This is a genomic window from Salmonella sp. SG203, assembly GCF_013350575.1.
GTDB classification, from domain to species: Bacteria; Pseudomonadota; Gammaproteobacteria; order Enterobacterales; family Enterobacteriaceae; genus Salmonella; species Salmonella enterica.
Map to the genome: position 1 here is coordinate 1 of NZ_SNMT01000023.1, position 26,548 is coordinate 26,548.

At 53.0% G+C, this 26,548-nt stretch carries 33 protein-coding genes and 2 pseudogenes; 21 read left to right on the plus strand and 14 right to left on the minus strand.

Annotated features, from left to right (window positions below):
- From HV477_RS22565 to HV477_RS22595, 7 genes and pseudogenes are all read left to right on the plus strand, one after another.
- Positions 1-660, plus strand: a pseudogene (locus HV477_RS22565) (hypothetical protein); the annotation flags it as partial.
- 3 nt (positions 661-663) lie between these two features.
- Positions 664-1,578 carry a hypothetical protein gene (locus tag HV477_RS22570; RefSeq protein WP_175065399.1) on the plus strand — a complete coding sequence of 305 codons (915 nt, stop codon included), beginning with the start codon at positions 664-666 and terminating at the stop codon, positions 1,576-1,578.
- Complete coding sequence (locus tag HV477_RS22575) at positions 1,571-2,854, plus strand: DUF2800 domain-containing protein (protein ID WP_175065400.1); 1,284 nt, start codon at positions 1,571-1,573, stop codon at positions 2,852-2,854. Before HV477_RS22570 ends, HV477_RS22575 begins: the two co-directional genes overlap by 8 nt.
- 23 nt (positions 2,855-2,877) lie before the next feature.
- Positions 2,878-3,426 (plus strand): DUF2815 family protein, encoded by a 549-nt coding sequence (locus HV477_RS22580; protein ID WP_175065401.1) that lies wholly within the window; start codon positions 2,878-2,880, stop codon positions 3,424-3,426.
- Between the two features lie 49 nt (positions 3,427-3,475).
- A complete protein-coding gene (locus HV477_RS22585; RefSeq protein WP_175065414.1) occupies positions 3,476-4,111 on the plus strand; it encodes an Nmad5 family putative nucleotide modification protein in 636 nt (211 codons plus the stop codon).
- Entirely contained in the window at positions 4,101-4,322 is a 222-nt protein-coding gene (locus tag HV477_RS22590; protein WP_046376871.1) for a hypothetical protein, read from the plus strand. Before HV477_RS22585 ends, HV477_RS22590 begins: the two co-directional genes overlap by 11 nt.
- 81 nt (positions 4,323-4,403) lie before the next feature.
- Positions 4,404-4,688 (plus strand): hypothetical protein, encoded by a 285-nt coding sequence (locus HV477_RS22595; protein ID WP_175065402.1) that lies wholly within the window; start codon positions 4,404-4,406, stop codon positions 4,686-4,688.
- A 71-nt stretch (positions 4,689-4,759) separates the two neighbouring features.
- Here HV477_RS22595 and HV477_RS22600 read toward each other — a convergent pair whose 3' ends face one another.
- Together HV477_RS22600 and HV477_RS22605 are read right to left on the minus strand one after the other, a co-directional pair.
- Positions 4,760-5,233 carry a hypothetical protein gene (locus tag HV477_RS22600; protein ID WP_175065403.1) on the minus strand — a complete coding sequence of 158 codons (474 nt, stop codon included), beginning with the start codon at positions 5,231-5,233 and terminating at the stop codon, positions 4,760-4,762.
- A gap of 237 nt (positions 5,234-5,470) precedes the next feature.
- Positions 5,471-5,641, minus strand: coding sequence for a hypothetical protein (locus HV477_RS22605; protein ID WP_175065404.1), 171 nt, complete (start codon positions 5,639-5,641; stop codon positions 5,471-5,473).
- 510 nt (positions 5,642-6,151) lie between these two features.
- Here HV477_RS22605 and HV477_RS22610 point away from each other — a divergent pair.
- From HV477_RS22610 to HV477_RS22650, 9 genes are all read left to right on the plus strand, one after another.
- Positions 6,152-6,916, plus strand: a complete 765-nt coding sequence (locus HV477_RS22610; RefSeq protein WP_175065405.1) for a BRO family protein — start codon at positions 6,152-6,154, stop codon at positions 6,914-6,916.
- An 85-nt stretch (positions 6,917-7,001) separates the two neighbouring features.
- Positions 7,002-7,745, plus strand: coding sequence for a Rha family transcriptional regulator (locus HV477_RS22615; protein WP_175065415.1), 744 nt, complete (start codon positions 7,002-7,004; stop codon positions 7,743-7,745).
- Positions 7,746-7,760: 15 nt separating this feature from the next.
- The gene (locus tag HV477_RS22620) at positions 7,761-9,821 is read left to right on the plus strand and encodes a DNA polymerase (RefSeq protein ID WP_175065406.1); all 2,061 of its coding nucleotides are present in this window, start codon (positions 7,761-7,763) and stop codon (positions 9,819-9,821) included.
- A 5-nt stretch (positions 9,822-9,826) separates the two neighbouring features.
- On the plus strand, positions 9,827-10,045 hold the full coding sequence (locus HV477_RS22625) for an ANR family transcriptional regulator (RefSeq protein WP_046376875.1): 219 nt from the start codon (positions 9,827-9,829) through the stop codon (positions 10,043-10,045).
- Positions 10,042-10,311: a VRR-NUC domain-containing protein gene (locus HV477_RS22630; RefSeq protein WP_175065407.1), complete on the plus strand. Its 270-nt coding sequence runs from the start codon at positions 10,042-10,044 to the stop codon at positions 10,309-10,311. Before HV477_RS22625 ends, HV477_RS22630 begins: the two co-directional genes overlap by 4 nt.
- A complete protein-coding gene (locus HV477_RS22635; protein ID WP_175065408.1) occupies positions 10,308-10,538 on the plus strand; it encodes a hypothetical protein in 231 nt (76 codons plus the stop codon). The genes HV477_RS22630 and HV477_RS22635 overlap by 4 nt, the downstream gene beginning before the upstream one ends.
- Positions 10,535-11,152 (plus strand): HNH endonuclease signature motif containing protein, encoded by a 618-nt coding sequence (locus HV477_RS22640; RefSeq protein ID WP_175065409.1) that lies wholly within the window; start codon positions 10,535-10,537, stop codon positions 11,150-11,152. The genes HV477_RS22635 and HV477_RS22640 overlap by 4 nt, the downstream gene beginning before the upstream one ends.
- A 2-nt stretch (positions 11,153-11,154) precedes the next feature.
- Entirely contained in the window at positions 11,155-12,549 is a 1,395-nt protein-coding gene (locus HV477_RS22645; protein ID WP_175065410.1) for a DEAD/DEAH box helicase, read from the plus strand.
- A 1-nt stretch (position 12,550) separates the two neighbouring features.
- Positions 12,551-12,727 carry an Arc family DNA-binding protein gene (locus HV477_RS22650; RefSeq protein WP_175065411.1) on the plus strand — a complete coding sequence of 59 codons (177 nt, stop codon included), beginning with the start codon at positions 12,551-12,553 and terminating at the stop codon, positions 12,725-12,727.
- Here the strand turns inward: HV477_RS22650 and HV477_RS22655 are convergent.
- Positions 12,696-13,025, minus strand: coding sequence for an Arc family DNA-binding protein (locus tag HV477_RS22655; RefSeq protein WP_175065412.1), 330 nt, complete (start codon positions 13,023-13,025; stop codon positions 12,696-12,698). The two genes, HV477_RS22650 and HV477_RS22655, sit on opposite strands and share 32 nt — an antisense overlap.
- Before the next feature lie 116 nt (positions 13,026-13,141).
- Between HV477_RS22655 and HV477_RS22660 the strand changes: the two genes are divergently transcribed.
- From HV477_RS22660 to HV477_RS22670, 3 genes are read left to right on the plus strand one after another with little or no spacing between them, the layout of a single operon-like run.
- A complete protein-coding gene (locus tag HV477_RS22660) occupies positions 13,142-13,318 on the plus strand; it encodes a hypothetical protein (protein ID WP_175065413.1) in 177 nt (58 codons plus the stop codon).
- Between the two features lie 60 nt (positions 13,319-13,378).
- A complete protein-coding gene (locus tag HV477_RS22665) occupies positions 13,379-14,152 on the plus strand; it encodes a Rha family transcriptional regulator (protein ID WP_254621697.1) in 774 nt (257 codons plus the stop codon).
- 55 nt (positions 14,153-14,207) lie between these two features.
- Positions 14,208-14,459 (plus strand): pyocin activator PrtN family protein, encoded by a 252-nt coding sequence (locus HV477_RS22670; RefSeq protein ID WP_046376880.1) that lies wholly within the window; start codon positions 14,208-14,210, stop codon positions 14,457-14,459.
- Between the two features lie 81 nt (positions 14,460-14,540).
- Here the strand turns inward: HV477_RS22670 and HV477_RS28545 are convergent.
- Both HV477_RS28545 and HV477_RS22675 read right to left on the minus strand, forming a co-directional pair.
- Positions 14,541-14,606, minus strand: a pseudogene (locus HV477_RS28545) (hypothetical protein); the annotation flags it as partial.
- A gap of 87 nt (positions 14,607-14,693) precedes the next feature.
- Positions 14,694-16,004 carry a conjugal transfer protein TraF gene (locus HV477_RS22675; RefSeq protein WP_001039339.1) on the minus strand — a complete coding sequence of 437 codons (1,311 nt, stop codon included), beginning with the start codon at positions 16,002-16,004 and terminating at the stop codon, positions 14,694-14,696.
- 246 nt (positions 16,005-16,250) lie between these two features.
- On the opposite strand from HV477_RS22675, the gene zur reads away from it, so the two are divergent.
- Positions 16,251-16,766, plus strand: coding sequence for a zinc uptake transcriptional repressor Zur (gene zur / locus HV477_RS22680; protein WP_000416271.1), 516 nt, complete (start codon positions 16,251-16,253; stop codon positions 16,764-16,766).
- A 99-nt stretch (positions 16,767-16,865) separates the two neighbouring features.
- On the opposite strand, the gene HV477_RS22685 is transcribed toward zur, so the two are convergent.
- The 5 genes from HV477_RS22685 to HV477_RS22705 form a co-directional block, all read right to left on the minus strand.
- Positions 16,866-17,075, minus strand: a complete 210-nt coding sequence (locus HV477_RS22685) for a CsbD family protein (RefSeq protein WP_001030592.1) — start codon at positions 17,073-17,075, stop codon at positions 16,866-16,868.
- 21 nt (positions 17,076-17,096) lie between these two features.
- Positions 17,097-17,210: a hypothetical protein gene (locus HV477_RS22690; protein ID WP_001575282.1), complete on the minus strand. Its 114-nt coding sequence runs from the start codon at positions 17,208-17,210 to the stop codon at positions 17,097-17,099.
- Positions 17,207-18,532, minus strand: coding sequence for an MATE family efflux transporter DinF (gene dinF / locus HV477_RS22695; RefSeq protein WP_001128116.1), 1,326 nt, complete (start codon positions 18,530-18,532; stop codon positions 17,207-17,209). Before dinF ends, HV477_RS22690 begins: the two co-directional genes overlap by 4 nt.
- A gap of 178 nt (positions 18,533-18,710) precedes the next feature.
- The gene (gene lexA / locus HV477_RS22700; protein ID WP_000646079.1) at positions 18,711-19,319 is read right to left on the minus strand and encodes a transcriptional repressor LexA; all 609 of its coding nucleotides are present in this window, start codon (positions 19,317-19,319) and stop codon (positions 18,711-18,713) included.
- Positions 19,320-19,427: 108 nt separating this feature from the next.
- Positions 19,428-19,796: a diacylglycerol kinase gene (locus tag HV477_RS22705; RefSeq protein WP_000002902.1), complete on the minus strand. Its 369-nt coding sequence runs from the start codon at positions 19,794-19,796 to the stop codon at positions 19,428-19,430.
- Between the two features lie 170 nt (positions 19,797-19,966).
- On the opposite strand from HV477_RS22705, the gene plsB reads away from it, so the two are divergent.
- Positions 19,967-22,387: a glycerol-3-phosphate 1-O-acyltransferase PlsB gene (gene plsB / locus HV477_RS22710; protein WP_000017360.1), complete on the plus strand. Its 2,421-nt coding sequence runs from the start codon at positions 19,967-19,969 to the stop codon at positions 22,385-22,387.
- A 98-nt stretch (positions 22,388-22,485) separates the two neighbouring features.
- Here the strand turns inward: plsB and ubiA are convergent, their stop codons facing one another.
- The 4 genes from ubiA to HV477_RS22730 form a co-directional block, all read right to left on the minus strand.
- Positions 22,486-23,358: a 4-hydroxybenzoate octaprenyltransferase gene (gene ubiA / locus HV477_RS22715; protein WP_000455249.1), complete on the minus strand. Its 873-nt coding sequence runs from the start codon at positions 23,356-23,358 to the stop codon at positions 22,486-22,488.
- 13 nt (positions 23,359-23,371) lie between these two features.
- A complete protein-coding gene (gene ubiC / locus HV477_RS22720) occupies positions 23,372-23,869 on the minus strand; it encodes a chorismate lyase (protein WP_000019230.1) in 498 nt (165 codons plus the stop codon).
- A gap of 179 nt (positions 23,870-24,048) precedes the next feature.
- A complete protein-coding gene (gene malM / locus HV477_RS22725; RefSeq protein WP_000782504.1) occupies positions 24,049-24,966 on the minus strand; it encodes a maltose operon protein MalM in 918 nt (305 codons plus the stop codon).
- Positions 24,967-25,129: 163 nt separating this feature from the next.
- Positions 25,130-26,488: a maltoporin gene (locus HV477_RS22730; RefSeq protein ID WP_079899277.1), complete on the minus strand. Its 1,359-nt coding sequence runs from the start codon at positions 26,486-26,488 to the stop codon at positions 25,130-25,132.
- Between the last annotated feature and the right edge of the window lie 60 nt (positions 26,489-26,548).

A 26,548-nucleotide genomic window follows, 5' to 3' on the forward strand; every position in this document is an offset into this window, starting at 1 on the left:
GGCAACTGCTCCGCCGCCAGCAACACAGGCGACTGCTCCGCCGCCAGCAACACAGGCAACTACTCCGCCGCCAGCAACACGGGCTACCGCTCCGCCGCCAGCAACACAGGCAACTACTCCGCCGCCAGCAACACGGGCTACCGCTCCGCCGCCAGCAACACAGGCGACTACTCCGCCGCCAGCAACACGGGCTACCGCTCCGCCGCCAGCAACACAGGCGACTGCTCCGCCGCCAGCAACACAGGCGACTACTCCGCCGCCAGCAACACGGGCTACCGCTCCGCCGCCAGCAACACAGGCGACTGCTCCGCCGCCAGCAACACAGGCAACTACTCCGCCGCCAGCAACACGGGCTACCGCTCCGCCGCCAGCAACACAGGCGACTGCTCCGCCGCCAGCAACACAGGCGACTACTCCGCCGCCAGCAACACGGGCTACCGCTCCGCCGCCGAGGTGATCGGATCTCACTCAGTGGCGGTCGCGTTCGGTATTGAGAGCAAAGCCCGCGCCTCAGAATCCAGCGCCATTGTCGTCTGCTACCGCAACGATGAAGGCGAATTAATCCACATCCGGGCCAGCAAAGTAGGTGAGAACGGCGTTAAACCTGACACCTGGTACACCCTGGACGAAGACGGCCAGTTTGTAGAAATTGAGGAATAATCCATGAGCTTAGAAGCAAATCTCGAACTTAATAACCAGTTACTTACGCAGCAAAACGAACTACAGGCGCGCAATATCGCACTGCTTGAGCGTCTCGTCAGTACGCTGGCGTCTGGTGTGGCTATGCGCCCGGATACCACAGCGAAAGTACAGGAATATCGCGAAGAGCGCCCGGAACCGAAGCCGGAGCCACAGCCTGAAACTAAAGCGGCGCTGGCACTGGACGATCTGGAGTTCAGTGACGTTATCGCGCTGGCGGTTTTCTACCCCGAACAGGTGGAACTCAGCGAGACCATGCTGCAACGCGCGATTGACTACCGTGATGCTGAGGGTGGAAAACGCGTAATACAGATCGACGCGCTGGACAGCGCATTGCTGGGGGTAAAACGTGCCACAGAACTGCATAAAGATGTTCTGTTGCAACTGGCCCGCGCCATTCTGGTAAACCAGGAGGATTTACCGACCCTTGCCAGCCGCCGTGCATTCGCTGAAACCTGGCTGGATGCAAAACCGGGCGAGCGTGACACAGTGAAGCCGAAGAAGGCCAGTAAGCAGCCGCGTAAAGGTCCGTTCTTTGTGCGCCATGAAGACGGCAAAATCGGTGAACTCAGTACGGAAGACGAGCTGAAAACCCACCTTGAGGCGGGTTATACGGAAATTAACAAAGTCGAGTATCTGCAACGCAAGGAGGAAGCGGAAAAGGAAAAGGCTGAACCGGATACCGGAGAGCCTGATTTTGCGGAACTGCGTAATCAGGCTCAGGACCTGCTCGTGCGGTTGGCAAAAAGCGGCTACAGGGCGGAGGCCGTTGCCGCGCTCGACAGTTTCGGCGCTCAGAAGCTGAGGTTTGTTGAGGATAAGGACCTCCCGGCACTGATTTCCCGTCTGGATAAAGAGCTGGAGGCGGAAGATGCCTGACGCACACGCAAAGCTCTCACCGTCCGCAGCCCATCGCTGGCGGTGGTGCAGGGGCTGTCTGGCGCTGGAGCAGTTCGAGCCTGACACCGAATCGGAGTATGCCGTGGAAGGGTCAACCGCGCACCGGCTGGCTGAGATTGTGCTGACCAACCGCCAGAAACACCCACCTGAATACGCAGGTTGTGACGTGAGAACGTACCTCGGTACTTACCCGCTGGCGCATCCGTCAAAACCTGATGCAGGTTACCAGGTGGATGAAGAGATGGTCGAAAAGGTGGGCGAGTATGTGGAAGCCATCTGGCAGGGGCCTCACGAACCGGGCGAGCTGATGATCGAGCACCGATGCGACTTCTCCGGTGCGCTGGGTATTACCGGGCAGTTCGGTACCGCAGACGCCGTGGTACTGGCGGGTAACGAGCTGCAAATCCACGATCTGAAATACGGCTTTACCCGTGTGGATGCCACTGAAAACCAGCAACTGATGCTCTACGCACTGGGAGCCCTGCCGGACTTTGAACTGGTCGCTGATATTGAGCAAATCCGGCTTGTCATTCACCAGCCCCGCATCAGTCACCGCAGCGAGTACGTATGTGATGTAAACACCCTGCATCAGTTTGGCGAAGAAATGAAGGTTATCGCCGCTGAGGTACTGGCGCTGGCAGAACAGGCCGCCGGGGGTCAGGACATCCCCGACGAAGCGTTTTTGCCGGGAGAACACTGCCGTTACTGTAAGGTTAAGGGCAAATGCATACCCCGTGAGCAGTACGTGTTTAATACTGTGGCAGATGATTTCGTCGACCTGACGCGCCCACTGGAACCGCAGCTTTCCGGCGCGAGGGAGCGGCTGATTAACAGCGACAGCGCCCACCTGGCAGAATGCTACCGTTCGCTGGACATTATTGAGGCCTGGTGTGGCGACGTACGAACGAGGGTGAACGGCGAACTGCACGCGGGCCATACCGTACCGGGGCTTAAACTGGTTGCAGGTAAACCCGGCAACCGTACCTGGAGCGACGAGGCGCGGGCGGAGGAAACCCTGACCACATTCAGGATCAAGGGCAACCCGATATACACCCGCAAGCTTATCAGCCCGACACAGGCTGAGAAGCTGTTCAAATCCGGTGCCATAAGCGAACGCCGCTGGCCGAAGCTGACCGCACTGATTACCCGACCGGAAGGTAAACCCACTGTAGTACCCGAATCCGACCCGCGCCCGGCGCTGGTTGTGAATGTAGTTGATGATTTCGACGATGTTTCCGTCGCTGATTTACTTTAATCCGTCAAAGGAGAGTTTCATTTATGAAAGTGAAGTTAAATAACGTAAGACTGGCATTTCCGGCGCTGTTTGAAGCCAAAACCGTGAACGGCGAAGGCGATCCGCGTTTCTCCGCCACGTTTATTCTCCCCCCGGACCATCCAGGTGTGAAGGCGGTGGACGAGGCTATTGAAGCCGTGGCAAAAGCTAAATGGGGTGACAAGGCTGAACTCACCCTTAAAACCCTGCGTGCGAAGCTTAACGTCTGCCTGCACAAAGGCGACGAGAAGCCCGAGTACGATGGTTTTCCGGGCAACATGTTTGTGTCTGCGGCCAACAAGGCGCGCCCTACCGTTCTTGACCGTGACCGTACGGCACTCGTTGCCGCCGACGGTCGCCCGTATGCAGGGTGCTACGTTAACGTGGTGATCGACCTGTGGGCGCAGGATAACAACTTCGGTAAGCGCGTCAATGCGTCGTTGTCAGGGGTTCAGTTCCTGCGTGATGGTGACGCATTCACCGGAGGGCAGCCGGCATCCGCGGATGAATTCGACGACATCAGTGAAGGTGCTGACGCGGACTCGCTCATTTAAACCTGAACGCCCGGCGAAACGCCGGGCATACCCGGAGGAACCGAACACCATGAACCCGATACTGAATAAATCCATTAAAGAGAAAATCGTGGATAACGCACTGGCAAAAGCCGGTATTCCGCAACGTAAAAAAGCCCTGCGTGCTGCCCGTGCAGACTGGGCGGAGCGTGTAAGGCTGGCGGCAATTGGCGGACCGGAAGCAGAAGCTGAGGTATTAAAAACCGAAAAGAAAATTGCAGCGCTTGTTGCGAAACTGCCCGAATCACTGCGGACAAACACTACGTTTGTCAAAAAGGATAGAGATATTTATCTGAATATCGCGGGCTCACAGACTTATGCCTACTTCAACGGCAATTATCGTGCGAACGAATCAGACGAGCCAGACCATATCTACAAAGTTACGCCATACAAATTCACTTTATTACCTGATGATCCGCTCGTTACCGAGTTCTACGGATTTGACGCGCTTTACAGGGAAATAAAAAGTGACGAAACAGACATTCGCCAGAACGTCACCGCCGCACTGGATAAAGCCAGAACGGTGAAGCGCCTGCTTGAACAGTGGCCGGAGGCCAAAGAACTGTTACCTGCTGAAGATGCCGCCGTTCCCCTGCCCCCTGCCATTCGCCGGGAAGCGCTGAACGAGATGATTGGGCTGCCTACGGAGGTGGCGGATGGAGACTGAACAAACCTTTACCGTGGTCGTTGTCGCTGATCCGGGTATGGCTGATGAGGTAAAATTAGCCGTTACCCTTAAGGCTGACGGATTAGGCGATGCGCTGTATAAAGCAAAGCTGGCGCTCGTTAATAAGGGTTATCATCACTTCGAAGATATATCGGTGGAAATTGCGAGAGATGATGAAGCTACGGGAATACGGCTGGCTGAGCATGATTAATTTTAAATGGTGGGCGCTGATCACCGCTGCCAATGATAACAGTGGCGGTGACGGCCTGAGAGCGAAAACAAGGTGGGTTATATGAAACAATTACCCGAAGAAACAGAAGCCTGTACCCCCGAAGAATGGCGGGCGTGGGTCGGGAAATATATTAAACCAAAGCACGCAACAACAGGTAGCGCATGGGAACGCATATCGACTGACGGAAAAAAAGCCCGGTTTGTTGCAATGCTGCTGACGGACAGGGTGACCGAAGAATTTATTCTGTATGTGGCGGGGGAGCCGGATGAGTTTCTGTCGAAACTGAAAATCCGGCAGATCCCCCCGATAATCATTCCATGGTCTTCTGAAACCCCGGGGCAGTAATACGGTTAAGCCGACGGTTTATCAGCTCCAGTACCCGTTTTTTCGCGTCTTCAAAAGCATTCAACATGAACTCAGTCGTCCGGGTCCGGAAAAACCGCATCCGTTGCGTACTCGTTCTTACACCGGGGGCAATAATGGATATAGTAACCGCCGTGAAACAAAAGGTCTGGCTTGGGCTGAAGGACAGATATTACTCGGCTCTCGAAACAGCAGGCACAAAAGTATATATGAGGCTCTTTAGATTCTACATGCGTCTTCGGGATCAGAACCCACGACCCCGCCGCCGTAGCGTGAAATATATAATTGACGCGTTTAACTTCGAACTCTTCGAGCTGATTGAGCTTATCCTCAAGCTCACGACCGTGTGCACGCTCCGCCGAATAGAGATCCGTAACTGCCGCATTAAACATCTGTAACTCCGCTATTTTCTGTTGAAGTTCACCGACGGCCTCATCTACCTGCTTTTTATCACGCGCGGTCTTGATGGCGCTAATGAGGTCATATACCTGCTTAATCAGGGTAACACCTGACGAAAGGTCAATCATCTTAATCACTCTCATGCTGTAGGGGTGATCGGATGATACTGTGGTTCTCGCTGTAGGGGTACAGCGAAGGAACCCTCGCCGCCTGAGAGGGTTACCAAAGCAGGCACTCATGAAAAACAGGTTAAAATTTATACTTTGGTTCCCCGAAATGGGGGAATCAAAGTACAAAATATAATCAGGTGTTTGTCAGAGGCGCAACGGGTGGTAGCCGCCGCGCCTCAGGTGCGTTTCAAACGTTTAAGGTAACGGTTTGATCAATTGCAGGATTGCAACAATGATTTCGAGTACCAGTTTAATAACGGTTAATATCTCAATCATCCGCTTTTCCCCTGTACAGGGAATGCAGCCGTTCAGCTTAGCCCTTCCATTTCCCCAAAGCTGAACGTGCAACAGCGTTGAAGCGTGCATGCCGCATTCCGTGCCAGAGCTTTGACGACACCACTCGTTTCAATGGGGAAAAATCGGCGTTTCAGCAAGGAGTGCGGGGCGTTCGCAACAACAGGACGTATTGTAGCGAGGGTATGTATGAGGGGCTACGTTAAACTTGCAAAATTTTGCAAGTTTGATGATAATCTCCTTGTTGAAGCGTGCATACCGCGAAAGTTGTAAAGTAAAAACCCCTGTTCCTCACCAGTTCGGGGGTTTTTGCTGTCTGTAATCTGCAAAATTTTGCGATTTGACAAATCCGCAATGCCGGGGATATAGTCCGCTACAGGTGCTGAACACACCTTGCAAAGCGGACGCCGCACCCGACAGACATGCGGATTTTTTATGTCCATTTTTCAGATATGGTCGGGTAGCGCGTATACCGAACAACAGCCGAAAGGCTAAGGATACGGGCCGACTTTGCACGGTGTTCAAGTACCTGGCCGCCCTGCTGAACACAGGGTATTCTGAACAAATGCAAAGGACATAAAGATGAACACTCAACTCGTATTCAAATCCCGCATTCTGGAAGCTGTCGAGCACGAAGGTAAACCCTGGTTTACCGCCGCTACCCTGGCTAAAGCACTTGAGTATTCAGATACAAAAAGAATAACGGTACTGTATAACCGCAATTCCGACGAGTTCACACCCGGTATGTCCGAGGTACTCAAATCGAGTACCTCGGGGAATTTACGGGTCTCACGGCGTATTTTCTCCCTGCGTGGTGCGCATCTGATAGCTATGTTCGCCAGCACTCCAGTGGCGAAGGAGTTTCGCAAATGGGTACTCGACCTGATCGAGAAAGAAACTACCGTTCCGCGATCTTCTACGGTGTTAGCTCCCCATCGCGAATGTCTGCCGAAAATGGTTTACCATCACCAAAGCAAATATAACCCGTACCGTGCATACGCGTGGGATGGCGAGCAATCTGTTTATATTGGCGTTTACCCTACAGTGGATGAAGCAGTCGCTGCGCAACAGCGTTTCTACCAGAACGGCAGCACGAAACGCATTCAGAAATCAAAGCCAGAAATCAGCGAAGCCGAAAAGGAAATGTTCATCGGCAATCTTCGCGCTATCTGCCATAACTTCCGCCGTATCAATGAAGCATGGGAAGCACAAATACGCCCTGCCCTGGAAATGCTTGACTCTAAGCTGGTCTACAAACTATATGACCGCTTCAACGACAGTATGTGCATTCTCCCAACGATAGAAAGCCGTATCGGTAAATACATACCGCCTTCACAACAACGTTAACCCATTCCCTGCCCCTGCACTGACAGGGGCTTTTTGTAACCAACGCGTTTTAAATAACGAGGACTTAGCTATGCCTGAATCAACCATGTCTTTATTAGCAACAACCAACCCCATTTCGATGACACACAAAGAGATCTCTGACCTGGTGGAATTACGCCCTGACAATGTCAAACGTACCATTGAAACACTGGCAGAAAAGGGCGTTATCCACAAACCTCAAATTGAGGTTTGTGGAAGAATCAATGGGTTAGGTTTGAAACAAAAAGAAGAAGTATATGTTTTTGAAGGTGAACAGGGTAAACGTGACAGCATTATTGTAGTGGCTCAGTTGTCCCCTAAGTTTACTGCCAGACTAGTAGATCGCTGGATGGAACTCGAAAAAGAAAAAGCGGGTCAATCCACCTCACAATTCCCCGTTCCGCAGACGAAAGTTGAAGCGCTGGCATTAGCGCTGGAGCTTGCAAAAGAGAACGAGAAACTTGCAGAAGAGCGCGACGAAGCCATCCGCACTAAAGCGCAAATCAGCCAGACACGTGAGGCGACGGCGTGCCAGCGAAATGCGGTTTACCAGCGTCTTGCAAATAATGCCATAAAAGAACGTGAAGAAATGGCGGCGTTGCTTGGCGCGAGTAAGGAATGGGCATCAACCCGCGCGGTATGGCGTGCAACGGGAATGTGGTACGGCTACCGCCGTTTGATGAACTGGTGCGACGACCACAACATGCCGGATACCTATTGTTTTGACCCGAAAAGTGATGACCGTATGCTGTGCTACCCCCGTCAGGCATGGGTGGAAGTTTACGGCGTGGACATCGCGAAGCTATTTTGATCTCCGGAGGTTCCCATGCCTTTACTCTATGCTGATCTGGAAACGTTCAGCGAAACGCCCATTAACTGTGGTACGCATCGCTACGCTGAGAAAGCCGAAGTGATGCTGTTTGCGTATGCTCTGGACGACCAGCCCGTACAGGTATGGGACGTGACCACGGGGCAACCCATGCCATCTGATCTCCGCGATGCGCTGAACGACCCGACGGTAATGACCGTCTGGCACAACGGTGGGATGTTTGACTCAGTAGTGTTACGCCCCGCGATGGGTATCGACCTGCCGCCGGAACGCATACACGACACGATGGTACAGGCGCTCGCGCACGGCCTGCCCGGTTCACTGTCTGACCTTTGCGATATCCTCAGTGTGGATTCTGACAAGGCAAAAGATAAAGCCGGTCGCCAGCTTATTTTGCTGTTCTGCAAGCCCAGACCCAAAAACAGCAAAATTCGCCGCGCCACACGACAGACGCATCCGGAAGAATGGAAACGCTTTGTCAGTTATGCGGGGTCTGATATTGAGGCCATGCGGGAAATATACCGCAAATTACCACGCTGGAACTTCACCCCGGAAGAGCGCGCGTTGTGGTGTCTTGACCAGCGTATTAACTGCCGCGGCGTTGCTATTGATACTGACCTTGCGCTGTCGGCTATTGCCGCCGTTGAGCAGGAGCAGAAGAGCCTTGCAGAACGCACGCAGGACATGACAGACAACGAGGTGCAGGCAGCCACTCAGCGCGATGCCATGCTGCGGCATATCGCAACCTCTTTCGGTATAGAACTACCTGACATGCAGGCCGCCACGCTGGAACGGCGTATTGCCGATCCGGATACACCGCCCGCACTGCGTGAACTGCTGGCGGTAAGGCTGCAATCCTGTACCACCAGTGTAAGCAAGTACAAAAAGCTGATTAACTGCGTGAGCAGTGACGGACGACTGCGCGGCACATTGCAGTTCTGCGGCGCATCGCGTACAGGCCGCTGGGCGGGTCGCTTATTTCAGCCCCAGAATTTACCAAGACCAGCACTGGAACAGTCCGATATTGATTCCGGTATTGAAGCCCTAAAAGCCGGATGTGCAGACCTGCTGTGTGACGACATTATGCAGTTAACCAGTTCCGCACTTCGCGCCAGTATCATCGCACCGCCGCGTAAAAAACTGGTGGTTTCCGACCTCTCAAACATCGAAGGTCGTATGCTGGCCTGGCTTGCCGGTGAACACTGGAAAATCAGCGCATTCAGGGACTACGACGAAGGCCACGGTGCTGACCTGTACAAGCTGGCCTATGCCCGTGCATTTCACATATCGCCGGACGACGTGACCAAAGACCAGCGTCAGATCGGCAAGGTGATGGAGCTGGGCTTAGGCTACGGTGGCGGTGTGGCGGCGTTTGTCACCTTCGCTGCGGCCTACGCGCTGGACCTTGACGCGCTGGCAGTCGCTGCCCTGCCAGGCATTCCGGCAGGTATCCGCCAGGAGGCAAAACGCTGGTATGACGAATCGGTGAAACAGAAGAAAACCTACGGGCTTTCTGAGCCGGTATTTATCGTCTGCGATTCACTGAAACGCATGTGGCGCAACGCGCATCCGGAAACCGTAGCCTTCTGGTATGAACTGGCAGATGACGTTAAACGCGCCATTGCACAACCGGGAACAACCGTTATCTGCCGTAAGCTGAAAATACGGCGTGATGGAGGCTGGCTGCGTATCGTTCTGCCTTCCGGTCGCGCCGTCTGCTATCCGGGTATCCGGCTGGCAAACAACGAAATCAGCTACATGGGTATCAATCCCTATTCGCGTAAGTGGCAGCGCCTGCGCACATACGGCGGGAAACTGGTAGAAAACGTCACGCAGGCCGCTGCCCGCGACGTTCTGGCAGGGAACATGCCGCTGGTCGAAGCTGCCGGTTACAGCATTGTACTGACAGTACACGATGAGGTGCTGACAGAAGCGCCGGACACTGACGGTTTCAACGATACGGCGCTTTCCGCGCTGCTCTCCACTAACCCCCAATGGGCACCCGACATTCCGCTGAACGCTGGCGGCTTTGAGGCGTACCATTACCGCAAAGAGTAAGCACTATGTCATTTAAATATCGGGACAGTCCGCTTTATTACCGTACTGCGCGGGAGGCTGTGCGCATCGAACGGGAAGGCGATTACCGGCGCGCGGCGAAGGTATGGGCCAAAGCCAACCGCGAATCACGCAACGAACTTAATCAGGACTGGAGCGAGCGCCGTTCTGATTTCTGCCTGATGCAAATCGGGCGCGAAAGGCTGAAAGAGGGAGTGAAAGGATGACGTACTACCGCGAAAGTCTTATCGAAAAGCACCTCGTCGCCGAAGTGAAAAAGGTCGGCGGTGTGGCTTATAAGTTTATATCGCCCGGTCGTCGTTCGGTACCGGATCGCCTTGTTCTGTTACCTGGTGGCCGTCTCGTCTTCGTCGAATGCAAATCACCCGGCAAACCACCACGCGCCGACCAGTTGCGCGAACACGAACGGCTACGTGCGCTGGGCTTTAGCGTGATGGTGCTGGCCAGCAAAAATCTGGAGGGGCTATTGTGAAAAACACTATTCAGGACTTAATGAATCACCAGTTTGCCATGCTGGAAACTGTTACCGACCCGAATATTAAAGGCGAGGTATTACAGGAAGAACTGGCGAGAGCAAAATCAGTTGTGGATATCTGTAACACGATGGTTAATACCTACCGGATCGCACTTTATGCGCAAAAAGCCGTATACGAAGGCACTGCCGGAGGTGTTCCAAAAGTCATGGGGCTGGAAAAATGAGCGAAAGATACACTGAATTTCAGAACTTATATTTAGCCCAGAACTGCAAGGGTAAAACCATAAAAGAACTGACTGATGAATTTAATGCGCATTTCGGGACAAATAAAAGCACTTACGCAATCCGGATTAAGCTACGTACTGAAGGTTTGTATAAGTTTATAGCCCTTCAGGGGAAATATTCGGATGAACAATTAACTTTTATCTATGCAAACCGATGGGAAAACTTACAGGAACTGACCGCTAAATTTAACCGAAGATTCAATACCTCAAAATTCCCCGAGAATATCCAGGGTGTATTAAAAAGCCGTGGCTGGACGAAAGGAACCACAAACCATACCTATCAGGCACAGCGCATTAAAGTGGGGAAAAAATATATTCGGCTTGATTGCTATGTATGGGAATGCATAAACGGACCCGTGCCTGCGGGATATACAGTTATCCATCTGGATAATGACAAAACCAATAATCAGATTAGTAACCTTCGGTTAGTACCGGACTCAATAAAACGTGCTTTTGCCGCTTTGGGATTTAATAAAATGCCAAAAGTACTCGCACCAGTCCTTTACGCACAGTTAATGCTCAATGCCGCTATTACACAACGATTAGCGAGGTGAAGATGCCACCTGCAATTTTCACTCCCCGCGATTATCAGCATCTCATTATCAACCACGAAATCGACATCCCCCGCTGCAACGTCTGGTGTGGTATGGGGATGGGCAAAACAATAGCGACGCTTACCGCGCTGGAAGACCTCTTCATGGCGGGAGCGGAAACACAGCCCGCGCTGGTGCTCGCACCGCTGCGCGTGGCCGCCAGCACCTGGCCGGATGAAGCGGTGAAATGGGCGCATCTGCGCAATATCGAGATGCAGCCGATTGTCGGTAGTGCCAAAGCGCGCGTTGCGGCGCTGGCGAACAGCAACGCCAGCGTGTTCACCATCAACTACGATAATCTGGTGTGGCTGGTTGAAACGCTGGGCGACCGCTGGCCGTTCGCTACCGTGATTGCAGATGAAAGCACCAGGCTGAAATCCTTCCGGCTGCGCGGTGGCGGTAAGCGCGCTGCGGCGCTGGGCAAAGTGGCACATAAGCACGTCCGGCGCTGGATGAACCTCACCGGTACGCCCGCACCTAACGGCCTTATAGATTTGTGGGGGCAGGCGTGGTTTGTTGACCAGGGCCAGCGACTCGGGCGCACTTACGGCGCGTTTACTTCCCGCTGGTTCAACTCGATACAGTTTCCTGGTCAAAGCTGGACGAAGCTGGAGCCGTTCGCCCACTCGCAGGACGAAATACAGCGCGCGCTGGCCGATGTGACTATCTCCCTGGATGCCGCCGACTGGTTCGATATTCAGGAGCCCATCCATAACGTGATCCGCGTGGATATGCCGCCGAAGGCCCGCCAGCAGTATCGCGAAATGGAAAAGGAAATGTTCCTTGAGCTGAACGGCGAGGGTATCGAAGCCCCGAACGCGGCAGCAAAGACGGTGAAATGTCTGCAAATTGCCAGCGGCGCGATATACACCGACGACACCGGAAGCTGGTCAGAACTGCACGATGCCAAGCTACAGGCGCTTGACAGCATACTGACCGAAGCAGCCGGCGCACCAGTGCTGGTTGCCTACCACTGGAAACACGACCTTGAACGACTGCTTAAAGCATTCCCGAAAGGCCGTCACCTCGACCAGGACCCACAGACGCTGCGCGACTGGAACGCCGGAAAGATACCGGTTCTTTTCGCGCATCCCGCCAGCGCAGGCCACGGCCTGAACATGCAGGACGGCGGTAACATACTGGTGTTTTTCTCGCACTGGTGGGACCTGGAGCAGTACCAGCAAATTATCGAACGCATCGGGCCAACCCGGCAGATTCAGGCCGGACACAACCGCCCGGTGTTCATTCACCACATCATCGCCGCCGGTACTATGGACGAAATGGTAATGGAGCGGCGCAACTCAAAACGAACAGTGCAGGACATCCTGCTCGATGCCATGAAGAAGAGAGGGTTTTGATATGGGAAAACGTGAAGACCCGCAGTTACGGGTTCGCATACCGCAGGACCTGAAAGACGCATTGGAAAAATCAGCCAGGGATAATGATCGCACTCTAACCGCCGAAATAACCCGGCGGCTTCGCGAAAGTCTGCGAGATGATCTTGCTATTCATGCTCGGGATTTAACAATTCTTTAAGACGATCCATAACTTCAATCAATTCGCCTTTATTGTTAAAAACCCACTCGGCCTGGTACTCTCGTTCGTATGTAGACTTTAGTTTTTCAATACGCTTCCAGAGTAGACTGATTTCATCAACCGTTTCTTCAAACCCCCTGGATGTATGTAATAAATCATCCTGGGACATAGTAGCTTCAAGCCTCGTAACAATTTCGGCTGTCAGGGTTCTTTTATTAGCCCGTGCTTTTTTCTCCAGGCCTTCTTTCAGCGATTCCGGTATGCGAACCCTCAACTGCGGGTCATCTCTTTTGCTCATCAAACAGCCCTCAAAAATGTGAGTACAAAGTGCCTCACAAACTTGTTGACTTCAAGCCTCACTGTGAGTACTAATATTTATAGTTCTCGCAATGAGTACAAAACGAGGTTAACGCTATGGCTATCAGGATAACGCAGTTACATCATGCAGACATTTTCGGGTATATCGCGGACTTTCTGGAGACGGCAAGGCTTCTTGGTTCGCTGGAGAAAGGGGAACAACTGGCTTTTGAACTGGTGGATTTTGCGCAACAGGCCGCAAGGGATGCCGCAAATTTGCCGTGGGATGAATGAACAAAACACGCTGATAGCCGTAACTATCAGCGCAATTTTATACTGAATGGAGATTGTTCTATGAACGAATCAACTTTATCACCGATAGCTGGCACCAAGCAACCCATGATGGGCAGTCGGAAAATTGCAGAAGTCACCGGCAAACAGCACAAACATGTTGTACGGGACATTCTGGCTATGCTTGAGCAGTTACAAATCTATAGTCCAGAACTGGACTCTATTGATTTTAAAGGGTTTATAGTTAAGAGCAAGGAGCACAACGGTCGCCAGGTTACTGACGAGATTTTACTCAATGAATCTTTATCGATGACCCTCGTTACCGGCTATGACGCAAAACGCCGACTGGCGCTGATTGAGCAATGGCAGGCAATGAAGCTTGAGTTAGAGCAGCCTCGCCCCGTAATCCTCCCACCCCCGGTACAACCGGCACCAGCTATTCAGGTTAACGAGGGTATCGTCCAGATCGCGCGCGTCATTGCGGAAGCAACCGCATCAGCCACGATGAAAGCTATGGCGGAGGTCATTACCCTTCCGTCGTATCCAACAGAAACGGCTGCGCCTGTGTATGCCCGGCAACCCGAAGGCGAATATGTACCGGTCAGTAAAGCCGCATGGGAAACAGGATTGTCCGATTCCGCATGTCGTAAGTTGATCGGCTTTTTCAAAGTGCCGGTACGCTCCAACGGTGGACTTCGTGGAATGCTCGTCAACCTTCCGGAAATGAAAAAAGCCGCTGAAAGACTGCTACGTGAATCCACCGCGCCGGAAGGCAAACGCAAGCGCTGGTCACATCCGCAGTTCGGTAATTTTACCTGCTACGCAGACCTGATTTAACAACCAGCATACGGCGGCCTGAGTGCCGTCGGTTATTTTGATTGAGAGGCCTGAAATGAATACAATGTTTTTATTGATGGCGGAATTTGAAACGCCTACTATTCCGCTATCCGAAATAGCGGAGCGTTATCTCGGCATGAAGCCTTCAACGGCGGACAAGAAAGCCGGTTGTGGGGATTTGCCGTTGCCAACATTCCGTATCGGTAATACCCAGAAAGCGCCCCGTATGGTGCATGTGAGTGACCTTGCGGAGTACATAGACAACCAAAGAAAAGAAGCGAAAAAAGAGCTAAAACACTTCCAGTAATCCCCGCGTTAATATCCCTTCGGTACACCAATAGTACACCATGAAATTTCAACTTATTGATTTACATGATACATCTTATCTATCGAGCATAGGCGCGATGGAGAAGCGATAAGCAGGTAAAGCGGAGGACTGGGTTTCAGGCTGCATGGCGAATAAATAAGCATCCGGTTAAAAAAGGGGCGTTACTATAGCATAACGCTAAACCGGAGGCGTAGCGCCTCCGGTGAAAGCACCTCAGAATGTCATTGTAAGCTGCGCGCCTGCCCCCCAGGTTTCATCTTCGCCGTACAGTCCCATTAAATCGAGATGCACACGGTTAAAGGGCGCAAAGCCAAGACCGCCGGTAACCACATTGCTATCGTTATTTTTCACATCCGCACGATACCCTGCGCGCACCGCCAGCCATGACAACGGTCGAACTTCAGCGCCGACGCCAACGTACTGTGAATTGTCTTCGCTCTTAAAGCCTTTCGTTTCCGTCAGATCGCCATCGGCGCTTACGGTCAGCAAATCGTTATGCCATGCGATGCCCGCGGTAACCAGGGGGCGGATTTGGTATGTATCTTTGTAGTTGGTGGTTTCTCCCGTCATACCATTAGTGATGTAAATATCTTTCGTATCGATATCGCGAGATACCAGATTTTGTCCGCTCACCCCCAGCGTCCAGTTTTCACCGATATCGGCAGCAAGCCCCGCATCAATGTTAAAACCCGTATCGTCATTGCGATAACGGCTGCTATTCCAGTCGCTACTGTCGTAGTTATAAATTGAGGTGGTGTAGTTATAGAGCCAGGTTTTTTGCAGTTTTGGCGTAACGCCAATGGAAACAGGCACCTCGCCCACCACAAACTGCTTCGCCAGCGCAATACCGTAGTCAGATACAATCGCTACCCGCCCCGACGCGGTAGAGTTTAAATGCTTTGTAATTTCGTCAGACCCCAGCAAAGCAGCGCGTCCTGCTTCACGAAGCGCGACACGTTCATCATGCTGGATATCGCGCAGATACTGAATATCGTTCTGATCAATGGACGAACTCACGCGCCCATGCGCATAACCTTTGGCGATAAACGCCACGGAAAGCGTTTGCCCTGGAATACTTACCGCCAACCCGGCGCCGGCATTGGCGCGGGCGGTTTTTCCGTTGAGATATTCCAGCTCATCGGCCAGGTCGCGCGCGGCGCCCTGAAATTGATTCAGCACGCCTCGCGGATTGAGCAGAATTTGCCCCAGCGTAAGGTTATCGACGACCTCATCGTAGTAATCCACTTTATCGCTGATATCGTCAATTTCATCCTGGAGATTGTCTTTATCCGTAATCTGGACGCCGACCGCAGGAAGGACAACAGTGATATTGTCTTCCGGTTTGGCTTTTGCCAGTAACGCCGGATTTAATAGTACTCCGCTGCCATAATTCGCGGACGCAACGCCCGTCCCGCCCATTGCGTCATTACGCGCTTCCGTCCAGGTATTGGCGGCGCTCGCCTGCTTTGCCATAAAAAGCGAGACCGCGATAGCAATCAGTGAAAGTTTGACGTTTTTGTTCACAGTTAGCCCATCTTATTATCAGGTGAAGTAATTCCTCCGCCACGCTTTACCGGACAGAGGCGAACTATTGCTGTGAAATAGTGATGTTAAATCCTGTTGTTATAATATCGACCCTCATTATGTATAGATGAGAATACTGGCGCGGAAAAGCTTAGCAGGCGATATATTGTCGCGGGGTAATTTCAGAGTTTTAAGCAGCTCGTGGTAAAGTAACGGATTAGACTTTCATGCCATTCGAGGTGCTACATGGAAAAGACCACAACGCAAGAGTTACTGGCGCAAGCTGAAAAACTCTGCGCGCAGCGCAACGTGCGCCTGACGCCTCAGCGCCTCGAAGTGCTGCGCCTGATGAGTCTGCAACAGGGTGCCATCAGCGCATACGATTTGCTCGATTTGCTGCGCGAAACGGAACCACAGGCCAAACCGCCCACCATTTACCGCGCGCTGGATTTTTTGCTCGAACAGGGTTTTGTCCATAAAGTGGAATCCACCAATAGTTATGTGGTTTGCCACCTGTTCGACCAGCCGACGCACAGCTCGGCCATGTTTATCTGCGATCGTTGCGGCGTGGTGAAGGAAGAGTGTGCCGAGGGCGTGGAAGACATCATGCATACGCTGGCGGCTAAAATGGGCTTTGCGCTACGACATAACGTTATTGAGGCGCACGGTCTGTGCCCTGCGTGCGTAGAAGTGGAAGCGTGTCGCCATCCGGGCGACTGTGGTCACGATCACTCGGTGCTGGTGAAGAAAAAACCGCGTTAGCCTGAACGGAAAACGGGCGGCAATGAGAGAGGGGCACGCCCGCATTCATAAGCAAACAGTGGGAAGCACATCCATGTACTCCTGGTAGGGGAAAACATATTACCAGCGATAGTTGTTACGGGTTTCCCAGTCAACAACCTCTTTTTCCGCCTGATCTTTCTGGTAACCGTAACGCTCCTGGATTTTACCTACCAGTTGGTCGCGTTTACCTTCGATAACGGTCATATCGTCATCGGTCAGTTTGCCCCATTGTTCTTTCATTTTACCTTTAAACTGTTTCCAGTTACCGCCGGCTTCGTCTTTATTCATCATCTTGTCCTCATCATTCGGTTAGGAATAGCAGGTGTTATTCGCCCAAATGCACTGCAATTTCTGCTGGACGTGATAATAATTGTAGGCAGGAATTCGGCCTTCGGTTTTATATTCAGAATTTTTAACCGTCACGATCTGGCAAACCATGTACCCTCGCGCCAGTGACGACGCCAGATAAGGCTCAACGACAGACCGCGAAGCGCCAGGAACACGGTTAATGCCAGCCATAAACCATGATTTCCTAATACCGGCAGGGCGAAGAGCGTCAGCGCAAATCCTCCCGCGGCGACTGCCATGCTATTGCGCATTTCGGCGGCGCGCGTCGCGCCAATAAACATACCGTCGAGCAGATAGCACCATACGCCCACCAGCGGTAATACCACCTGCCAGATAAGATACCGATCCGCCAGTAGCTGTATTTGCGGCAATGAGGTCAGTAACGCGACAATATGTTCGCCTGCCAGGGCATAGACTGTGGAAAACAACAAGGCCACAATTCCTGACTGACGACACGCCGCTCGCCAGACGTCCAGTAGCTTGCTACCGTCACGCGCGCCGTAAGCCTGACCGGAGTGCGCCTCCACCGCATAAGCAAAACCGTCCAGCGCATAGGCCGTAAAGGTGAGTAAGGTCATCAGGACTGCATTTACCGCGATAATATCGCTGCCCAGCCGCGCGCCTGACACCGTGATTGCGCCAAAACAAAGCTGAAGGAGCAATGAGCGCAGCATGATATCGCGATTGAGCGCCAAAAGGCGGCGCACGTTGCCGCGCCAGGCCTGTTTTAGCATATCCAACGACACACCGCGGAGATGGAGAACTTTACGTACCATCATGAGGCCGATCAGTAACGTGACATATTCTGCGATGACCGTCGCCAGGGCAGCACCCTGCACGTTCATATGAAGCCCCATCACCAGCCACAGGTCGAGCGCGATGTTGAGGATATTGCCCACGACCAACAAGATAACCGGCGCCCGCGCATACTGAACGCCTAACAGCCAACCGAGCAGCACCAGATTCGCCAGTGACGCGGGAGCGCTTAGCCAACGAATTTCAAGGAAGCGTCTCGCTTGCACCAGGACAGCGTCGTTCCCGCCGACAATATGTAAAGCCAGCTCGATAAGCGGCGTGCGAAATAGCACAATCATCACGCCAGCGCCCAGCGCCAGTAATAACGGTTGAATGAGCGCCCGGGCTAACGCCTGCGGATTTTTGGCGCCAAATGCCTGCGCCGTTAGGCCGGTGGTGCTCATACGTAGAAATAGCAGCAGCATGAAAAGAAAGCTGGTGGCAGTCGCGCCCACCGCCACGCCGCCCAGGAAAACCGGGCTGTCCAGATGACCAATCACCGCCGTATCGACCAGCCCCAGCAAGGGGACGGTGATGTTAGAAAAAATCATCGGCAGCGCGAGACGCCAGAGAGCTTTATCAGAGGAGGTAAAAAGCGGCATGGAGAAAAGCCTGACAAGGAGTTAAACGAAACGAGCGCATTGCCGGATGGCAACGTAACGCCTTATCCGGCCTACAAATTAATCATCTCAGGAACTGCATTCCCGTAGGCCTGATAAGCGCAGCGCCATCAGGCTGCACGATTGCCGGATGACGGCTTACAAGGAGATTAAAACGAGATTACAACCATTCCCCGTTGCGAATGACGCCTACCGCCAGCCCTTCAATCGTAAAGCTTTGTTCGCGCAGATCCACCACTATCGGTGTAAACTCGCTGTTTTCCGGCAGCAGCTCCACTTTATTGCCCTGCTTTTTCAGGCGTTTTACTGTCACTTCATCGTCAATGCGAGCGACAACCACCTGGCCATTACGGACGTCCTGCGTTTTATGTACCGCCAGCAAATCCCCATCCATAATACCGATGTCTTTCATCGACATACCGCTCACGCGCAGCAGGAAATCGGCGCTGGGTTTGAACAGTGAAGGATCGACCTGGTAATGGCCTTCAATATGCTGCTGCGCCAGAAGCGGTTCACCCGCCGCGACACGCCCGACAAGCGGTAATCCGTCCTCTTCTTCCTGTAACAGACGGATACCTCGCGATGCGCCGGAAACGATTTCAAGCACCCCTTTGCGCGCCAGCGCTTTAAGGTGTTCTTCCGCAGCGTTTGGGGAACGGAACCCCAAACGCTGCGCGATTTCCGCACGCGTCGGTGGCATACCTGTCTGGCTGATGTGATCCCGGATGAGATCAAACACCTCTTGTTGCCTGGCCGTTAACGCTTTCATTCCGCCCCCTGGGTGTATATACAGTCATGCTGTGAGTATATACAGTTAAAGGTGATTTTGGAACCACAAACGGCGCAAAAAACAAGAGATTTATAAAATTTGGAACCTTTATCGAAAATGTGACCATAACAGGATGCCCCAGGTCATCAGGGCAACGAAAATAGACAGCAGCACCGCAGCCGATCCCATATCTTTCGCACGGCCGGAAAGCTCATGGTATTCAGAACCGATGCGGTCCACGACCGCTTCAATAGCGCTGTTGAGGATTTCAACAATCATGATAAGTAAAACGGAACCTATCAATAACACACGGGTAATCGCATCCACATCCAGCCAGCAGGCGATGATGACGCCCAGCAATACCGCAAGGCTTTCCTGGCGAAACGCCGCTTCGTGAGTCCATGCGGCGCGAAATCCTTTCCAGGAATATCCTGCCGCTTTGATAATTCTGGTGAATCCAGTGGTATTATTGGCCATCAAAAGAACCTTTTTACATTATTAACGTCAATGACATTATACGGTTGCCCTGCACGATTCGGACTGCCGTAACGCAGCGCGAAGTATGACGGGATACAACAGAAATTCGCTAAACTTTCTGATATCCTTGCACCGCATTTGCATTATTAACCAGAGGCTTTACATCGTTTATGTCCGGCTGGCCACGAATTTACTACAAATTACTGAATTTACCATTAAGCATACTGGTAAAAAGCAAGTCTATTCCGGCGGAACCCGCCCAGGAATTGGGGCTCGATACTTCTCGCCCCATTATGTATGTCTTGCCATACAACTCAAAAGCGGACTTACTGACGCTGCGGGCGCAATGTCTGGCGCACGATCTCCCGGATCCGCTGGAGCCGCTGGAGATCGACGGCGCGCTGCTGCCACGCTATGTATTTATTCACGGCGGACCGCGTGTCTTTACCTATTACACGCCAAAAGAAGAGTCGGTGAAACTTTTTCACGATTATCTCGATCTGCATCGGAGTAATCCGGCTTTGGACGTGCAGATGGTGCCCGTTTCCGTGATGTTTGGCCGCGCGCCGGGTCGTGAAAAGGGAGAAGATAACCCGCCTTTACGTATGCTGAACGGCGTACAGAAATTCTTTGCCATCTCCTGGCTGGGTCGCGATAGCTTTGTCCGATTCTCGCCGTCCGTCTCATTGCGTCGCATGGCTGATGAACACGGCACCGATAAAATCATCGCGCAGAAGCTGGCTCGCGTGGCGCGTATGCACTTTGCCCGCCAGCGCCTGGCGGCGGTTGGCCCACGCCTGCCCGCCCGTCAGGATCTGTTTAACAAACTGCTGGCCTCGAAAGCGATCGCCCGCGCGGTAGAAGACGAAGCGCGCAGTAAAAAAATCTCTCATGAAAAAGCGCAGCAAAACGCCATTGCGCTGATGGAAGAGATCGCGGCGAACTTCTCTTACGAGATGATTCGTTTGACCGACAGGATTTTGGGGTTTACCTGGAACCGACTGTACCAGGGGATTAACGTGCATAACGCCGAGCGCGTACGCCAACTGGCGCACGACGGGCATGAAATCGTCTATGTGCCCTGTCACCGCAGCCATATGGACTATTTGCTCCTTTCTTATGTGCTGTACCATCAGGGGCTGGTTCCGCCGCACATTGCCGCCGGTATTAACCTTAATTTCTGGCCCGCTGGCCCAATTTTCCGTCGTCTGGGCGCGTTCTTTATTCGTCGCACCTTTAAGGGGAATAAACTCTATTCCACCGTCTTTCGCGAATACCTGGGCGAGCTGTTCAGCCGCGGCTACTCCGTAGAATATTTTGTCGAAGGAGGACGTTCGCGTACCGGACGTTTGTTAGATCCGAAAACCGGCACCCTGTCGATGACTATCCAGGCGATGCTGCGCGGCGGTACCCGTCCAATTACGTTAGTGCCTATTTACATCGGCTATGAGCACGTCATGGAAGTGGGCACCTATGCGAAAGAGCTGCGCGGCGCGACAAAAGAGAAAGAGAGCCTGCCGCAGATGCTGAAAGGCTTGAGCAAGCTGCGCAATCTGGGTCAGGGCTACGTTAACTTTGGCGAACCGATGCCGCTCATGACGTACCTGAACCAGCATGTGCCGGAGTGGCGCGAATCTATAGACCCTATAGAGGCCATACGCCCAGCCTGGCTGACGCCGACGGTAAATAGTATCGCCGCCGATCTGATGGTGCGTATTAACAACGCTGGCGCGGCAAACGCGATGAACCTGTGTTGTACCGCGCTGTTAGCGTCGCGTCAGCGCTCGCTCACCCGCGAGCAGCTCACCGAGCAGCTTGATTGCTATCTCGATCTGATGCGCAATGTCCCTTATTCCACAGACTCAACCGTTCCTGCCGCCAGCGCTGGCGAGCTCATCGCTCACGCGCTGCAGATGAATAAGTTTGAGGTCGAGAAAGACACCATTGGCGATATCATCATTCTGCCGCGCGAGCAGGCGGTGTTGATGACCTATTATCGTAATAATATCGCGCATATGTTGATTATGCCTTCGCTGATGGCGGCGATTATCACCCAGCATCGTCGCATTTCGCGTGATGCGTTGCAGCAGCATGTTGAAGCGCTCTATCCGATGTTAAAAGCGGAGCTGTTCCTGCGCTGGGAGCGCGAGGAGTTAGCCTCGGTCATTGACGCGCTGGCCAGTGAAATGCAGCGTCAGGGGCTAATTACCCTGCAGGATGATGAACTGCATATCAACCCGACGCATTCCCGTACGCTGCAGCTGCTGGCGGCAGGCGCGCGCGAAACGCTACAGCGTTATGCCATTACGTTCTGGCTGTTGAGCGCCAATCCGTCCATCAACCGCAGTACGCTGGAGAAAGAAAGCCGTACCGTGGCGCAACGTCTGTCTGTCCTGCACGGTATTAACGCGCCGGAGTTTTTCGACAAAGCGGTGTTCAGTTCACTCGTGTTGACGCTACGGGATGAGGGTTATATCAGTGATACGGGCGATGCCGAACCGGCAGAAACGATGAAGATATATCAGATGCTTGCCGATCTGATTACCTCTGATGTCCGTCTGACGATTGAAAGCGCGACGCAGGGCGAGTAAGCCAGTGCCTGAAATGCCCGATGGCGTAAGCTTATCGGGCGACTGATATGACGTATTGAAAATTTTGGCTTTGCAGGCCGGGTTCGCCCGGCATGACATCAGAAGTGCCAGTAACTCATCGCCAGCCCTAAAAATAGCACCAGGCCAACGTAGTTATTGTTCATAAAGGCTTTAAAGCAGGCTTCACGTTCACGGTTCGCAATCAGTTTTTGCTGGTAGACAAACAGCGCGCCCGCCACCAGCACAGCCCAGTAATATCCCCATCCCAGACCATTCAACCAGCCGATCAGCGCCATTAACGCCATGACGCCAAGCTGCAGAATCCCGATAATCAATGTGTCATAACGACCAAACAGGATCGCCGTCGATTTAATGCCTATCTTGATATCATCATCTCTGTCGACCATCGCATATTGCGTATCGTAAGCAACCGCCCAGAGAATATTGGCGAGGAACATCAGCCAGCAGCTCAACGGCAGGGATTCGCTCACCGCGGCGAACGCCATGGGGATTGACCAGCCGAAAGCGGCCCCCAGCACGACCTGCGGCAGGTGGGTGTAGCGTTTCATAAAGGGATAAACCCAGGCCAACGCCAGCGCCGCTACGGAAAGCAGAATCGTCATGGCGTTCAGCGTCAGCACCAACAGAAACGCCAGCAGCACCAGCACCACAAACAGGTTGCGCGCTTCTTTCTCTGTCACGGCGCCGCTGGGTAAAGGTCGGTTGACCGTACGTTTTACATGTCCGTCAAATTTACGATCGGCATAATCATTCACCACGCAGCCCGCCGCGCGCATTAACCACACGCCAGCGACAAAAACTGCCAAAATCCACAGCTGAGGCATACCCGGCGTCGCCACCCATAGCGCCCAAAGCGTCGGCCAGAGCAGCAGCAACGCGCCAATAGGCTTATCTGTACGCATCAAACGGTGAAACGCCAGCAGCTTACTCTGCGTCAGACTCCACTCCATCTTTATCTTCCTCTCAGTACAGCGGCGATGCAGGTAAAAAAAGCTCGGTAAGCAACAGCGGTTTTCCGCTCAACCGCAGTCGAGAGCGGCGCCCCCACAGCGTTGCATCGCGTCCAATTTCAATAAAATCGCGGGTCAGTGTCGATGATGTAAATAGATAACGTCCAAGCGGGGTTTTACCCAGATGTTGTAAGACCTGTTCAGGTCCGCATAGCGTGGATTCCGGTACCACGGTACGTCCGGCAAGCCAGGGCTCGCCGTCAGCGCAAAGCAGTATCTCACGTAACCAGTAGCGGGACTCGGATGGCAGTAAACCTGATGCTTCCTCGACCTCACTTTGGCCGACAAACGCTTCCCGAATCAGCGTCACGCTTACCCGCTTTCCCTGCTGCTCAAAACGTTTAGTCATAGAATCTTCCAGCAACAGCCAGTCCAGCAAATGGGGTTCAAGCGCAGGAATCGCATCAAAATAGCGCAGCGCACGCAGTCGCGTTAACGCAGGGTGTGACATGCCTTACTCTCCGATTCATAACCTAAAGTCATTGTATCTCAGAAAAGACATTACGGGGGGCGCAATCACAATTAAGTGATCTGTTGCGCAACAAAAAAATAACAATTCGCATGAAATGACAAAAAAGGTGCGCCAGGAGACGCACCAGTTGCTGCAAAATCAGCACTGTGGGGAAACAATTACCCCTTGCCTTTTACACTGCTGATAAAGGTGGAACGGGCAGATGTCGATCCCAGACGTTCGGCCTCATCAAGCAGTTTCAGCGCTTTATCGACGTCGCCTTTCGCTACGGCATCCTTAATCGCTTTATTAAAGTAGCTTTCCGTATCGTTCAACATCGGTTCGCTTTTCTTCGGCGCGACTGGCGCTGGCGCAGCGACCGGCGCGGCGGTATTGCCTACCGTTACCGGCCCGGTACCGGACGAGCCAAACAACGGCCCGACCAATACGCTGGAGCTGCTGTTGGTTTTCACCTTCAGTTTCACCACGCCGTCAGTGGTATGGCGAGCAACTGGATCGGGAATATCCGGGATAGAGTTACCGACGCCTTTGGCATAGGCTTTTGCCGGATCGAGCAGCGTAGTGGTTTGCTGAAGATCTTTTTCGGTCGTAAACACCAGAACATAGAGTTTCTGCTGCCCCAACGCAGGCGTCAGGCGCATCACGCCTTCCAGCCGGTCTGCGCTCATGACGCCCGGCTGCTGATAAGTAAAGTAACTGCTGGGGAAGAACGCCGAAGGCGTCATATTTTGGTCAAGAATCAACACGTTTGGCGCAAAAACGCTGGCTTGCTTATTGACCTCGCTGGTCAGAGTTAATGTCAGCTCGCCGATATTCGCCGGAACGCTATAAGCGGCGACCGGGCCGGTAATGCCGGCGACGTCAAGGCGCTGGCCGCCAGTCGCCAGTTGGGTAGACTGCGTTTTTGACTGATCTACAGGCGTCCAGGTTAATTGCTGTAGCGCAGCAGCAGGAATAACGGGCGCGGCGCTGGTATTTTGCGGTACATAGTTCACTTCCGCCAGGCTGATACCCGGCACGCTGGCGAACAGCCCTGCGGTTAAACAGAGGGCGACGAGACTTTTCTTCATTTTCATTATTCTCACCTCAATAAGGCGGGTTCAGCGGTAGCCAGGCAATAGCGCGCCAACCCAAACATATCGCCGAATGGCGGCTGGCGCCTTATTCGGCTTACAAGCATCATCAGACCTGATGTTTCAGAGGGGCTTGCGCCCCTCGTTACGTCAGATGACCATCGTATTACCACCAGATTTCCATCTGGGCGCCGAAGGTCCACTCATCGCTATCGCCACGGCTGTTGGTGGAAATGCCGGAGTTAGTCGCTGCGGCATAACGGGAAATGTTATCGCCGTCTTTGATATAGCCCCACTTCTCATCCCACTTCGCGTAGGTGGCGAAAATACGGATAGCCGGACGCGACCAGATGCTGTCGCCCGCCTGCCACTGTTGCGCCAGGGTGATTTTATATTGATTGTTACGATCGCCGGTCTGCTGAGATTTCACGTTGTCGTAGCCGACTTCCAGCAGGGTGCTCATGATTGGCGTCCACTTGTACATTGGACGTACGCCCACGGTCCACCACTCAGTACCCAGGTTATTATCCCAATCGATATTCTGGTACATACCGACGTACATCAAATCCCATTTATCACCAAGCGAGATGGCGCCATGATCCAAAATACGCCACATATCGCCATTATTATTGATGACCTTATTGGCATAATTAATTTTGGTTCCATCAGGCAATTCTTCAGTGAAAGATGAAGAACCGTCGGAACCGCGCGCCTGGCCTTTACCCTGCGTGGTCATGGCATCGGTGGCATATTGCACGACAAACTTGTTATAGCCTTTCAACATGCTTTGCGTGTGTTCGGCGGTGAACATCCAGCCGTCTTTCGATGCCCCATCCGCCAGCTTATAACCATCGGTCGTATTGGCGCGACCGTAGTCAACGCCCAGCTCCAGTACGCCGTCCGGGTTCGTTTGCAGACCAGCCAGACGTACGTCAAAGACGTCGTTAGCGGTATCTTTTACTTCATCATAAATATTCTGGCTGCTGAAGGTGTAAGAGCCGCCCGCTTCAGTAGACCGGGTCGCCGCCAGCGAAAGCTTACCGAAGCCCAGATCGATATTTTCGATACCCGCGCCAGGGCCTGAAATATCCCAGTAGTAGAAGTCGATCATGTGTACGTCATGACGCTGATAGAAGCGCTTACCGGCCCAGATGGTAGAGCCCGGCAACCATTCAATCAGGTTTTTACCCTGCACGTTCGCTTCGCGGAAGGCGGGATCGGTCGATTCCCAGTCGTTCTGCTGGTTAACCGAATAAGCGACGTTGGTGTCGAAATAGAAGCTCTTATCGCCCTCTTTCCACACTTCCTGGCCCAGTTTCAGTTCCGCATAGGTTTCACATTCGTTACCGAGACGGTATTTACTTTGGGCACCCGTTGCCTGGAAACACTGTTGTTCGCCGCCGCTTCCCGTCCAGCCAATACCGGAACGGGCGTAACCGTGGAAATCGACAGCCATTGCCTGAGCGGACATTATGCCCGCTGCGACAGCAACCGCCAGTGGGAGTTTGCGCAGAGTAATCATCATTCTATCTCCTGAGATCATTGCTTTTCTTTAAACGCTGCCACCTTCTAAAACTGCGAATGG